This window comes from Halorhodospira abdelmalekii (assembly GCF_016583625.1).
Taxonomy (GTDB): Bacteria; Pseudomonadota; Gammaproteobacteria; order Nitrococcales; family Halorhodospiraceae; genus Halorhodospira; species Halorhodospira abdelmalekii.
Genome location: NZ_NRRN01000064.1, coordinates 1 through 12,561, shown reverse-complemented (window position 1 = coordinate 12,561; position 12,561 = coordinate 1). Strand labels below are relative to the sequence as shown.

12 protein-coding genes and 2 pseudogenes are annotated in these 12,561 nt (G+C 61.1%); 8 read left to right on the top strand and 6 right to left on the bottom strand.

What is annotated here, in order from left to right; genetic code table 11:
• Positions 1–188 (top strand): annotated as a pseudogene (locus tag CKO15_RS12290) (RNA-guided endonuclease TnpB family protein); the annotation flags it as partial.
• Positions 189–337: 149 nt separating this feature from the next.
• Here the strand turns inward: CKO15_RS12290 and CKO15_RS12285 are convergent.
• A complete protein-coding gene (locus CKO15_RS12285) occupies positions 338–628 on the bottom strand; it encodes a nucleotidyltransferase family protein (RefSeq protein ID WP_200196720.1) in 291 nt (96 codons plus the stop codon).
• 258 nt (positions 629–886) lie between these two features.
• Between CKO15_RS12285 and CKO15_RS12280 the strand changes: the two genes are divergently transcribed.
• Both CKO15_RS12280 and CKO15_RS12275 read left to right on the top strand, forming a co-directional pair.
• On the top strand, positions 887–2,485 hold the full coding sequence (locus tag CKO15_RS12280; RefSeq protein WP_200196718.1) for a hypothetical protein: 1,599 nt from the start codon (positions 887–889) through the stop codon (positions 2,483–2,485).
• Between the two features lie 22 nt (positions 2,486–2,507).
• Positions 2,508–5,390, top strand: coding sequence for a DEAD/DEAH box helicase family protein (locus tag CKO15_RS12275; RefSeq protein ID WP_200196716.1), 2,883 nt, complete (start codon positions 2,508–2,510; stop codon positions 5,388–5,390).
• A gap of 15 nt (positions 5,391–5,405) precedes the next feature.
• Here the strand turns inward: CKO15_RS12275 and CKO15_RS12270 are convergent, their stop codons facing one another.
• Together CKO15_RS12270 and CKO15_RS12265 are read right to left on the bottom strand one after the other, a co-directional pair.
• Entirely contained in the window at positions 5,406–6,107 is a 702-nt protein-coding gene (locus tag CKO15_RS12270; protein ID WP_200196714.1) for an RES family NAD+ phosphorylase, read from the bottom strand.
• Positions 6,091–6,474 carry an MbcA/ParS/Xre antitoxin family protein gene (locus tag CKO15_RS12265; protein WP_200196713.1) on the bottom strand — a complete coding sequence of 128 codons (384 nt, stop codon included), beginning with the start codon at positions 6,472–6,474 and terminating at the stop codon, positions 6,091–6,093. The genes CKO15_RS12270 and CKO15_RS12265 overlap by 17 nt, the downstream gene beginning before the upstream one ends.
• A gap of 147 nt (positions 6,475–6,621) precedes the next feature.
• Here CKO15_RS12265 and CKO15_RS12260 point away from each other — a divergent pair, with 147 nt between their 5' ends.
• On the top strand, positions 6,622–6,840 hold the full coding sequence (locus CKO15_RS12260) for a Y-family DNA polymerase (protein ID WP_476729768.1): 219 nt from the start codon (positions 6,622–6,624) through the stop codon (positions 6,838–6,840).
• Positions 6,841–7,056: 216 nt separating this feature from the next.
• Here CKO15_RS12260 and CKO15_RS12255 read toward each other — a convergent pair whose 3' ends face one another.
• Positions 7,057–8,334, bottom strand: coding sequence for a DUF4143 domain-containing protein (locus tag CKO15_RS12255; RefSeq protein ID WP_200196710.1), 1,278 nt, complete (start codon positions 8,332–8,334; stop codon positions 7,057–7,059).
• 897 nt (positions 8,335–9,231) lie between these two features.
• Here CKO15_RS12255 and CKO15_RS12250 point away from each other — a divergent pair.
• From CKO15_RS12250 to CKO15_RS12240, 3 genes are all read left to right on the top strand, one after another.
• Positions 9,232–9,483, top strand: coding sequence for a type II toxin-antitoxin system ParD family antitoxin (locus tag CKO15_RS12250; RefSeq protein ID WP_200196708.1), 252 nt, complete (start codon positions 9,232–9,234; stop codon positions 9,481–9,483).
• A gap of 194 nt (positions 9,484–9,677) precedes the next feature.
• Complete coding sequence (locus tag CKO15_RS12245) at positions 9,678–10,181, top strand: antitoxin Xre/MbcA/ParS toxin-binding domain-containing protein (protein ID WP_200196706.1); 504 nt, start codon at positions 9,678–9,680, stop codon at positions 10,179–10,181.
• On the top strand, positions 10,181–10,663 hold the full coding sequence (locus CKO15_RS12240) for an RES family NAD+ phosphorylase (protein WP_200196703.1): 483 nt from the start codon (positions 10,181–10,183) through the stop codon (positions 10,661–10,663). The genes CKO15_RS12245 and CKO15_RS12240 overlap by 1 nt, the downstream gene beginning before the upstream one ends.
• A gap of 77 nt (positions 10,664–10,740) precedes the next feature.
• Here CKO15_RS12240 and CKO15_RS12235 read toward each other — a convergent pair whose 3' ends face one another.
• Entirely contained in the window at positions 10,741–11,106 is a 366-nt protein-coding gene (locus tag CKO15_RS12235) for a type II toxin-antitoxin system RelE/ParE family toxin (RefSeq protein WP_200196701.1), read from the bottom strand.
• Positions 11,107–11,275: 169 nt separating this feature from the next.
• Positions 11,276–11,395 (bottom strand): annotated as a pseudogene (locus tag CKO15_RS14220) (type II toxin-antitoxin system ParD family antitoxin); the annotation flags it as partial.
• Between the two features lie 454 nt (positions 11,396–11,849).
• Here CKO15_RS14220 and CKO15_RS12225 point away from each other — a divergent pair.
• Positions 11,850–12,561: ArsA-related P-loop ATPase (locus tag CKO15_RS12225; protein WP_242464774.1), on the top strand; the 712-nt coding region annotated here is incomplete at its 3' end.

Here is a 12,561-nt window from a genome sequence, read left to right as displayed (position 1 = left end):
TGCTAGCACGGTTGTTTGACCCGGATATTGAGCGGTTCACTCCGTTCAAGCGGGTCAAGGCGATCTTGCTGGAACGGACTGAGCGCCTCCGGTTGGGACTGCTCAACCAGGACTCCAGTTGCTCGCCTGGTCAAACCCGGGCGCTATCAACGGAGAGCGAATTACCGAATGAGCACTTTCGAGTATGAAATTCGGAGCAGAGCCACCCATGAAATTTTCGCAAACGTTCAGAGGGCAGGAGCAGGACATCATTGATCTGTTCCATGCGACCTTTGCCCGCGCCGAGGGCGCGGAGGAGGGCGCATTGATCGGCAATCTGGTCCGCCTCAGTCGCGGGTCATACGGGGCGTGCCTCCGCGAGCACCTTGGCCCGGAAGTTTTCGGGCAAGGCGTTGGGGGTCAAAACGTCCACAGGAACACCGAGTAGCTTGCCGAGTTCGTGGCGGATTGCGCCGATGTCGAGCAGCGTCGTTTCAGGCGTCGGATCAATCAGGATATCCAGGTCGCTGCCATCCGTGTCCTGGCCGCGCAGGACAGATCCAAACACCCGCGCATTGCAGGCGCGGTGAGACTCGACCACATGCCGGATCGCGGTACGATTCGAGTTCAAGGCTTCAGAGGGCTTCATGTGATGGAACTCAGTGCCTGGGCGCCTCGCTCAGCAAGGCCTCCAGCGTCTCTGCCTCCAGGATGGCGTCAGCCCAGGTTTCCAGTCGTCGGTCACATAGGAGCCGCTGACCTTCTCCAGACTGGTGAAATCGAGTTGTTCCACCCAGGCTTCCTTGACAAAACCGGTCAGCAGGTCGCGAACCATGCGTGGCTTGCATTGCATTCCGGTAGAGTTCGTTCATGCTACAAGAAGACGAAAGTGCCATGGAGGTGGGTAGTGGGTGTGTTTCTCGGACTCAAGATATTTCCAGACCGAATTCATCCGGACGACTGGGGTGACTTCTACGACGATTCGCTCCGATTACTCGTCTCCTTCTCCGAGCCCCTTATCAGCCCTAACCGGAGAATCATCCAGGGGTTCGAGTGCGTCAGCTACTCTCGTGACATTGAGAGAGATCGGGACGATCCGATGTCACGCCATTGGCATGTCTCGGGTTCGATGCGGGACATCAGCGTCATGGAGGCGGCCAAGGACCAGCAATACCTGGCCACAGCTCAATCATTCCGGATGTTCCGAGCGTTGCAGAGGTACAGGAGTCCGGGGGAAGGTTCCAAAGCCGCTGGGATCGTCGACGCGGTGGATGATGAGGCGGGTGAGGCGGAATCCTGCCTGGTCTTTTTTGCCAAGACTCAGGGCCTTGCCTTCCATATTCCCTTGCTCGCAGTTGCCATGCTCGCTGAGCACCGCTTCCCTGACTGCGCCATCACATTTGGCGATATTGATGCGTCGCAGGCTGATCAATCACAGAGCATTGTATTCAGGCACTTGGGCGAAAGGATCCCTCATCCCTTGCTCACCGATCCCTCGCGCCTTCTGGAGAAGGTTCTGGGCCGACAGGAAGACATCAATGGTTTGGAGCAATTCATTCGCGTGTACAGTCCACCCCGGGAAGCAGCATCGCAACTGTTGAAGGCTCTTGTGGACCACAATCAATGGGGGCTGGCCCGGGAATGGTTCCTGAAGCACTTCAGGGTGTTATCACCGGGTTCCATCGGTGCCGGGAAGTCCTGCCTCAGCTGGATTCAGGCCACGTCAGATCTGCAGGGGCTGTTTGTGATGGCCTGTAAGTCTCCTGCGGGGCCCCAATTCAAGCCCGAAGACATCCTGAAATCCCTTGCTGAGGCGGGGATAGGCAGCACCGACGAGGAGATGCGCTGGGTGGTGGAAGCGAACCAGCGCCTGGAGAACGCGGACTCGCTCAGTGCCCTCATGGTCAGAAGGGTTCTGAGTCAGTCATCCTTCGCTACTGACCCGCGGCCTCCGGTTGTGGAAGTCGGGGCCCTGAAAGATGCCCTGGTGACCGTTTTTGGTACCGCTGAAGGAGAGCGCCTGATGGTCCGGTTTGAAGACCAGAAGAGAGCTTTCCTGGATGCGCTGACTGCCCTCGAAGGGTCCATCGACTCCATCATGGACGAGTCTGATGGCTCCCTTGCAGAAGAGCTCTCCTATGAAGAGGAATTTAAGCGCGACGAGGACATCCTTGGCATTTTTGCTCAAAGCCTGCATCCAGCCTGGTGTTCGGTCAAAGAGTCGACCGATGAGCAAGCCCGTTCCAGCGGTGGGTCTGTGGTCTCGGTCACCCGCCGCTTGTTGTTCAGGGAGTGTGCCTCCCGGCATTTGCCGCTGACGGAGACCGCCTGGGACTGGATCGAAAATGAGCAGGACCGGGACGTGCTGACGCTGCTCCTCACGCTGGTACTCGTCAAGAACCCCGAAATCCACTTCTGCGCAGTCAGAGACTGCGTCATGAACAACAGACACCGCTGCCAGATCCTGGTCAGTGCCCTCAAGGCGCTATCCTCAAGCGACAGCTGAATCCATGCATGGCGCCAGGGACGTGAACGACACCACCCATTACTACAACCAGCACGCCGGCCAGTTCATCGCCGACACCCTGCACGTGGACATGGAGCCCCTGTACCAGCGCTTTCTGCGCCACTTGCCGGCCGGCGCACGGGTGCTGGATGCCGGTTGCGGTGCCGGGCGCGACGCCCTGGCCTTCCAGCAGCGGGGCTATCAGGTCAGTGCCTTTGATGCCAGCCAGGCGCTGGCGGATCATGCCTCACGACTGCTTGGCCAGACGGTGCCCGTGCAGCGGTTCGATGAGGTGGACGAGGTCGAACGGTATGACGGCATCTGGGCCTGCGCCAGCCTGCTGCATGTGCCCGCCGCCGAGATGCCCTGCAACTTGCAGGCACTGTGGCAGGCCCTGAAGGCCGGTGGCGTCCTCTACTGCAGCTTCAAGCGGGGCACGGGTGAACGTGATCGCAACGGCCGACACTTCACCGATGCCAATGAAGACCAGATCCGCGTCTGGACTCGGGAACTCCCCGGACTGGCCGATCTGGAATGCTGGATCACCGAGGATCAACGCCCGGATCGGGAGGAACAGTGGCTGAACTGTCTGCTGCACAAGGCCACCCGCCAACTCATTACCGGTGGTGACGACAACCCCTTCCTGCCCCATCTGTGCAGCAGCATTCACCGGGCCGATGCCATCGACATGGCAGTGGCCTTCATCAAGCACACCGGCCTGCGCCTGTTGCTGCCTGATCTACAGGCGGCGCTGGACCGCGAGGCAGCTGGCCGACGTCCTGCGCGTATCCGCATCCTCACCAGCGATTACCTGGACATCACCGATCCCCAGGCGCTGCGGGCCCTCATGCTGCTTCAGGAGCAGGGGGCTCAGGTGCGGGTTTACCAGAGCCGGGGCGGCAGTTTTCACCTGAAGGCCTACCTGTTTGCCGGCTCGAAGGATAGCGATGCCCAATGGGGATGCGCCTTCATCGGCTCCAGCAACATCAGCCGCCAGGCCCTGCAGCAGGGACTGGAATGGAACTACCGGATCAACTATCCGGGGGACAAGGGCTTTCTGGAAACCCGGGCGCGTTTTAAGGCCCTGTTCAGTGATCCGGCCACCGTGCCGTTGTCGGACGAGTGGATCGACGCCTACGAAGCCCGCCGCATCCCGCCGGAGCGTTCATGGGAGCCGGGCAGCACCGAGTCGGACCCGCCGCCCATGCCCACGCACATTCAGTCGCAGGCCCTGGAGGCACTCGGGCAGACACGCCTGGACGGCTACCGGCGTGGTCTGGTGGTCATGGCCACCGGCCTGGGCAAGACCTGGCTCGCCGCCTTCGACACGCAGCAGACGGGCGCCCGCCGGATCCTGTTCGTGGCCCATCGGGAAGAGATCCTCAACCAGGCCGCCGCCACCTTTGCCCGCATCCGCCCCAGCGCCCGGATCGGCTTCTATCACGGCCGCCAGCGGGACGCCCGGGTGGATATCCTCTGCGCCTCCATCCAGACCCTGGGCCGGGTCGATCACCTGGAACGCTTTGAGCCGGGGCATTTCGATTACATCGTCGTGGATGAATTCCACCACGCCGCCGCGCCCACCTATCACCGCCTGCTGAACCACTTTGCGCCCGCCTTCCTGCTGGGCCTCACCGCCACCCCCGACCGCACCGACAACGCCAGCATTCTCTCCTTGTGCGATGACAATCTGGTGTTCGAGAGTGATCTGTTCACCGGGGTGAATGAGGATCTGCTGGTGCCGTTCCACTACTACGGCGTTTTCGACGAGGACGTGGACTATCAGAGCATCCCCTGGCGCAACGGCCGGTTCGACCCGGATCTGCTGGGCAACCGGCTGGCGACCCTGGCTCGTGCCCGTCATGCCCTGAACACCTGGCGGGAACGGGCTCAGCGGCGCACCCTGGCCTTTTGCATCTCCATCCGCCATGCCGATTACATGGCCGATCAATTTGCTCGGCAGGGTGTGAGGGCGGCGGCGGTCTATGCCGATTCCAGGCTGTCCCGGGGTGAGGCGCTGGAACAATTGGCCAACGGCCAGTTGCAGGTGCTGTTCTGCGTGGACCTGTTCAACGAGGGGGTGGACCTGCCGGCCATCGACACCGTGATGATGCTGCGCCCCACCGAATCCCGCATCCTGTTCCTGCAGCAACTGGGTCGGGGCCTGCGCAAGGCCGAAGCGAAGGAGCAACTGGTGGTGCTGGATTTCGTGGCCAATCACCAGAGTTTTCTGCACAAGCCCATGGCGCTGATGAACCGGACCATGACCCATCAGGATCTGGCCCGGTTTGCCCGCGATCTGGAAAACCAGAGCCTGGATCTGCCCGCGGGCTGTTACGTCAATTACGACCTGCGGTTCATCGATTTTCTCAAATCCCTGGGCGGCAGTGATCTGCAGGATCAGTACCTCACCCTGCGCGACACCCTCGGCCGTCGGCCGACCCTGACCGAGTTCTACCGCGCTGGTGCCAGCCTGCAGGCCGTGCGTCGCCAGTATGGTCACTGGTTCGGGCTGATCGCCGCCCTGGAGCCCGACCTTCAGGCCGAGGAGCGGACGGTGATCGAGCGGCAGGCGGATCTGCTCCGGGAACTGCAGACCACCGCCATGACCAAGAGCTACAAGATGGTCCTGCTGGAGGCTTTCCAGGAGCTGGATGGCTGGCGGGAGGGGCCCACGCTGACGGATCTTGCTGCCCGATCATGGCAGGTGTTGCAGCGTCGACGCCCGCTGCTGGCCGACCTGCCGGACGCCTATCAGGGCCTCACCGAACCACCGGATGACAAGCTGGAACAGCGGAAGGCCGCGCCATTTACCTATTACGGGCCGGTTCGGTATCTCAAGCACCAGGGCAGTGGGCCGATGAGTGTGGATTTTGAGGTGATCCAGCACCCCGGAGGACGTTGAATCATGGGCCCGAGGTCAATATCCCGTTGCCCTCAGTTCAATGATGTGGGTGATCTTTTCGCCATCCCATCGATATTGCAGGTGCCTGCCCTGCCGGGTTGGCCCAAGGGCGGGTGGCCTCAGGACACCCGCACACAGACCGCCCTCGGTATCCCTTACGCTGGGATAGATGAATCCGTAACGACCGGCCTGTCGGGCCTGAAGTCCCAGATGCTGCGAAGGCCGCCAATCGTGGGGGTCAAGGTAGGGAGCGCCAGTGGGGATGCGGAGGTCGAGCAGCGGTGCCCGCAATTCTGCCAGATAAACCCGCATTTCCAGGTTGATAGAGGGTTCCGACGATTCACGGAGGAAATGCTCGCGATGATGACGGGTTTCGGCCACCGCGGTGTGCTCATCTCGGGCGCAGTAATACACGCCGTAGGCCCCATCGGAAAAACTGCTCTCGGCCGGGTAGGTAAAGGCGGCCATGACCGGCGTGTAGCCGGGTCCGAATCGGCGATCCTGTTCGGGTACCAGATGGATCTCGCCGGCCGCCTCGCGCAGGCGATTCGAGGTCAGGCCCTCAAGCTCACTGAGGGCCACCAGATCGCCGGCTTGTCCGGCAATGCCTTCGAAGAGGTCTATGGGGGGGAAACGGGAAGGTACGATCCGGTAGCTCTTGGGCCAATGCACCTCCACCTCTGAAAACCGGGCGAGAAGATCAGCCTCGGGCGGCATCCAGATGCTCCCGCACAGCCACCAGGTCGGCGACGTGCCCCCCAAGCATGCGTTCAAGGGGTGGATGTCCGCCAAAGCGAGGATTGGTGTTCGGTCGTCTCACCCAGCCATGGGCGGACTCGGGCCTTGGCAGCAGGATATGGAGTGCCTTGTAGATGCCGAGAATCAAGGAGAGACGCTCCAGCAGGTTCACATCCGCCTGCACCCGGTTCGGATCACGTTTCCAGCGGCGATAGGTTGGGCCGGAGACCCCCAGCAGTCGTGCTGCCTCCTGTTCCTTGAGACCCCATGCCCGGGCAATGTTTGGATAAGCCCGCAACCCGGCGGCAGCCAGTGTCTGGCGTTGCTCCATCGTCATTGTTTGCATGGGGCACCTCTCGTGCAATGGCCTGTTTCGTCATGGATCATTTGATTGGTCTTTCGATTATAGCGCTCAAGTGATTCATCTTCCTCCCTGCTTCGCCGGACGCACCCGCAGGTTTGGCGTGGCCGCCGCTGCATTGCCCATCTCGACATGGATACGTTCTACGCTTCCGTGGAATTGCTGCGCTACCCGCAACTGCGGGGGCGGCCCCTCGTGGTCGGTGGGCGGCGCGCCACGGCCCCGATGGCCGGCGACGATGGTGTCCTTCAGTTCACCCAACTGCGTGACTACCGTGGCCGAGGCGTGGTGACCACCGCGAGGCCCATGCCCGCAAGCTGCTGGAAGCCACCGAGGAACTGGTGGCCCTGATCCAGCAGGAGATCGCCATCCCCCGACTTCTGGAAACCCTCCCATATCCCGGACCAGGAAGCCCTGCGCCAGCACCTGTTCACCACGTTGATGATCAAGGGCGTGGTCTCGTTCTGCACAGCAACTGGATGGGTGAAGTGCTCGGATCCGCAGTCGTCACATAGACGCAGGCGCTGGCATCACCGCTGGCTTGTCAGCGACGCCGGGCTGGGGATTTCAGTAGCCCATATCCAGACCCTGGGCCTGGTCAACCAGGGCCTGCATCGCGGCCTCGCGGGAGATGGGATGGCCGGGCTCTTCTCCCCACAGCATGCCGATCGGCACTGCGAAGCAGCCCGGCACCTGCAGCTTGAGACAGTGGCGGCCGGTGTAGATGAGCATGCCCCCGCGGAAGCCCTTGCCGGCCTGTTCGGCGAGCCTGGCGAGCCCGGCGGCATCCTTGGCTTGCACACTGGCGGCACGTTTGACCTCCACGCCCCAGAGTTCCTGGCCACGCTCGATGACAAGGTCGACCTCTACCTGGTCCTTGTCCCGATAGTGGGAAAATCGTAGCTCCGGATCGACCCAGGAGGCCTGAGCGACCAGCTGCTCGACCACATGACTTTCCAGCAGGGCGCCGAAGCGTTCTGCCTCGGTCAGCCACTGTTCCGGCCCCAGGCGACCCAGGGCCGCGGCAAGCCCGGTATCCACCAGATGCATCTTGGGACTCTTGATCAGCCGTTTGGCGTGGTTACGGTGCCAGGCGGGGAGTTGATGGACCAGAAACAGGCGCTCCAGGATGCCAAGGTACTTGGAGACGGTGGCACGCTCTATCCCCAGTTCCTTGCTCAGATTGCTGACGTTGAGCAGGCCGGCAGTGCGGTAGGCCAGCAACTCCACCAGGCGCATCATCCCATCTTCGTCCTGAATGGCAGCGATATCCCGCACGTCGCGCTGCACGATGGCGTTCAGGTACTGGCGATACCACTGACGTGCCCGATGGGGCGGACGGCGGTTGGGTTCGGGATACCCACCCTGACACAGTACCTCTGGCGCTGGGGCCAGTGGCACGCTGTCCGGCACCATTCTGGGTGTTAGCTGACCCTCCACCAGTACGCCGAGCAGGGTCGAGGTGCTGACACGTTTCTCCTGTTCGGTCAGTGGATGCAGGTAGATGACTTCCATGCGGCCGGCCAGGGACTCCTGAGCCTTGGGTAACAACAGCAGGTTGGCGGAGCCTGTGAGCAGGAAGCGGCCTGGCTGGCGATCACGGTCTACCACCGACTTGATCGCCAGCAGCAGTTCCGGCACCCGCTGTACCTCGTCCAGAATGACGCGCTCAGGCAGGCCCTCCACGAAGCCGAGCGGATCCTGCCGAGCTGCTTCCAGCAGCGTCGGGTCATCCAGATTCAGATAGGTGCGCTTCGGGTCGATGCGCTGCGCGAGTGTCGTCTTGCCTGCCTGACGTGGCCCCAGCAGGCAGACCACCGGCGTATCAGCGAGGGACTCAAGCACTCGACCACGAATCAAGCGCGGGAGATAGGGGGATAGCATGTCGCACCTCTGCCAGCGTCCAGTTGCTGGCTAGGTTAGCGTCTAAATGATGTTTGGTAAATCGTCCAATTGCTGCCTTATGGGTCATCCAGTTGTTGGATTGTGATCCGTCCAACTGTGCTTTTTGACCCGAGGATTATGGGCGCAATCCAGGAAATTTTCTGTCTGGTGTTGCTTTCGCAACCATCGAAGGTACTCACTGAGCTTTGGAGTCGTGGCAAGGCAGGGGCAGGGTATAGGGACGGTGGAAAAGCTCTTTATCGACCAACTGATGGGGCGGGGCTGGCGGTCAGCAGTCTGGTATCCTTATAATCACGACGTAGGACAGGCGGACACTTTATGGTGGTCCTGCGCTGGCACGGGATACTCGAGGCGTTATGTGAATGAGCCTTTTCCACCGCCCTCCTGGCCTCCCTTGGAGCACTTCCAAGCCTGCCCGCCAAGGCATCCAGTTCTTCGACAGCCAGGCCCTGCGGACGAGGCCTGGTCCGTATGTCGCGGGGGGGGGGGAGTCGTCATCGCTGCGTCATCCTCCAACACTACCCTACCCCGACCAATTGGACCACGTCATGACGCCGACCGGTTGCTGGCACAATTTCTGGAAACCGACCGTCGTCATCAAAAGCCCGGTAGGTGACCACTTTGCATGGTAATCAGCGTGATTGACCTCGACTCGTCATTCTGGGTCTAGTCCGGTACCCGATAAGGTGGCGGACTACCGTGTCCCGGTGGATGAGTTTGCCGACGTGATCATCGGTTCCTCCGGGATGCTCCGTCGGGGGCTTCCGACATCGATACCTACTGGCCGGATGCCATGCGGTTCTTGCCAAATTTTGCCAATGAACCTACGCCTGTCCCATGAGCACGATGAACATCTCTCTCCCGGACAGTCTGAAGTCCTTCGTGGACGAACAGGTCAGCCAGCGCGGCTATGGCACCAGCAGCGAGTACGTGCGTGAATTGATCCGCAAGGATCAGGAGCGCTTGCATCTGCGCAAGCTGCTGTTGGCAGGAGCAGCCTCGGCCCCGGCGGGAGCAGCCGATGCCCGTTACTTTGAAGGCCTGCGTGACCGGGTGCGCAAGAGCGGCAAAGCCGGCGCTCACGAGTGAAAGCCAAGGCGGTCATCCCGCGTGAGCAGGCCCGCGGCTCCCCCAGAATGGTGTCGCAGTCCCGGATTTCCGGGGAGCGTGCCAGCGCCGAGCAGGGGTTGGGCCACCGGACAGATACGTCCAGAAACGGTTGATCTGCGCTTGTTGGCATCGTTTTGATGTTACAATCGCCTCATATTGATGCGGGGTGAGCTATGATCAGTCAGGCGGAGAAAGAAGAAAGTCGCGTCAGCGTCGCTGGCCGGAAGGCCAGGGCCTATCGCCCATCCGTGGATGCCACTCGTGATGTGGTCAGAAAAAAGCTGGGGGACATTCCGGAAGAGGTATTCTCCAGTCGCAAGATGTTTATCGATGTCTCTCGCAAGGGCATTCCTGGTGAGTGGGTTAAAAGTGTGGTGGAGGCCACGGGGCTGAGAGAAGCATTTCTGGGGATTCTGAACATCGATTCTGGCAATCTCAGTCGCGTTTACCGTAGAAAAGCCCTGCCCAAAGAGACTTCTGAGGAGGTGCTGGATGCCGTCCGGTTGCTCCGCCAGGCAGCAGATGTCTGGGAGTCGTATGACCTCGCGATGCAGTGGTTCAAGAGTCCGGTACCGGCTCTGGGTGACGAGCGCCCCCTTGACCTGATCGACACCTTCGAGGGTCGTCGCTGGATTTCGCAGGTATTGAACAAAATCGAGTATGGGGAATTCAGCTGATGCGGATTTTCCGCATCACGAAGGAAAAGTACCTGGAGGTCTATACCGGGTTGGGTGGCAGCTACAAAGACGGGGCTCGCTGGAATCTCCCTGGTACGCTGGTGCTTTATTTTGCATTGTCGGCGCCGGTCGCCATGCTGGAGATGGCGAATTACACCGTAACCCCGAGAATGGTGCCTCCGTCTTATCGCCTTGGAGTGTACGAGATTCCTGACGATACTCTCATTGAGTATCTGGCGCAGGAACATTGGCCTGAGGATTGGGCCCGCTTTCCTCATCCCGAATCCACGCAGAGGCTCGGCGATGAGTGGCTGAGAGAGGGAACGGGCCTGGGCTTGATTGTCCCGAGCTGCGCTGTGTCGGCAGGCCTCGGTGAAATCATGGTTGTCAATCCGCGGCATGAGTTGACCAAGCAGATCAAGCTCGTTGAAGCGCGGAGGGATATTTTCAATCCCAGAGCGTTTCCAGGCCTTGGCGATTAGCGACCCTGAGCTGCCCGTCAACGGGAACGGATGTGTGGCCGTAGGGGGAGTTCCCCCGCGAGGCCATCAAGCAGTTCCTATTGCCAGTGTGCCTCGGCATCCAGATGCCGCGCGAGTTCCATGGCGTCGTGCAGAACCCGGCCGACGACAATTCGATCATGCTCCACCCGGTAAGTTAAAAAATGCCTTGGGCGGCGCACAATGCCGGTTTCCGTTCGGGCGCGATCCCGGCTCAGATGCAGGTGCCAGGATCGCACGCCGTTCTCAAGCTCCGGCCGTTCGACGCTGCCGTTCCGATCAGGTTGGCTGGAGATGTCACGCAGCGCCGTGACCAGCAGGGTTTCGTACCGTTTGCGGGCCGCTTCTCCGAACTGACGCTGTGTCCAGGCGAGGATGTCGATGAGATCCGCCTGCGCGGTGGTGGAGAGTCGATAGCGCCCCATCAACCTGCCAACTTAACCCGGTCGGCAGCCTGCTCCCCCAGTTGGCCGATGAAATCCTCGAGATGGTCCTCGACGATATCGACATAGCGCCCAGCGGTGATATCGGCCAGCCCGTTTCGGCGGCTTGCTGCAGCGCTTGAAGCTTGGCCGCTTCGAGCCGCTCGCGCTGCTCGATCAGGCGCAGCCCCTCGCGCAGCACCTCGCTAGCGTTCTGGTACCGCCCCGATCGCACCAGGGTTTCGACAAGCTCTTGCTGATGGTCGCTCAACACCACGTTGCGGGTCGGCATGGCGGATTGACTCCCAGGATGAAAACATCCCGAGCATAGCACCATTGGCATATTATGCCACTAGACGCGCTCAGCGCAGACTCGATCACCAGTCCCGACCGCGCTCGTTTTGGCCCTGGCGGTTCACCGCGAACGCAATGACGGTGTTTATCAGAAGCAGCCTCGACGTTCCCTGTCCCAGCTTTGGAAAAGTGTGAAGATCAAGGACAGTGACGGGTCTTCGTGATGGTCTGGATGAGCATCCACATGCTTGTGGACGGGGGTCCCTGTGCGTATTCCGGAGCAAGGTTGCCACTGATTCCACGGCAAGCCTGCCACCCATTCCAGGGGAAAGCTGCCACTGATTCCACGGCAAGGCTGCCACCCAGGCAGAGGCGCTGAGTCGACTCATCGAAGTGTCCAGACGCGGGATAACTTACCGGTAGGCTGGTCCTTTCCATCCGGGGAAGGTCAGATGCCAGCGAAGAGGTTATCCATGCGGAAGATCAAAGAAGTCCTACGCCTCAAATGGGAGCGAGGGCTGAGCAACCGCCAGGTTGCACTGGCCTGCGGTATCAGTCGTCCCACCGTGAGGGAGTATCTTCGGCGTTTTGCCGAGGCGGGTTTGAGTTGGCCATTGCCAGAGAACCTGGGCGAAAGTCGCCTGGAGCAGTTGTTATTTCCGCCCCCTCCAGACCTGCCAGCCCATGCCCGGGTCGTACCGGACTGGCATCGGGTCAAAGAGGAGTTGAGGGGCAAGCACGTCACCCTTTTCCTGATCTGGCAGGAGTACCGGGAAGCCCACCCAGAGGGGTATCAGTACAGCTGGTTTTGCGAGAACTATCGGGCCTGGCAGGGCAAGCTGGACATGGTGATGCGTCAGGACCACCGGGCTGGAGAGAAGCTGTTTGTGGACTATGCCGGCCAGACTGTGCCAGTCATTGATCGCAATCCTCGAGCTGCGGAGGGTTACGACCACTTGGTCTTCGACACAGCACCGACCGGGCACACGTTGCGGCTGCTCTCTCTGCCTAGCGCCTGGACCGGGTATATCGAGACTAACACCTCCGGGACCTCCTGCCTCGGCCCCCTAGAAGGGCTCGCAGCTCAGAAGGAGACTTACGCCGGTGCCGTTGCCGCCTTGGCCGATGGCGCACGCACCACACTCGTCCTGGTCAGCCGCCCCG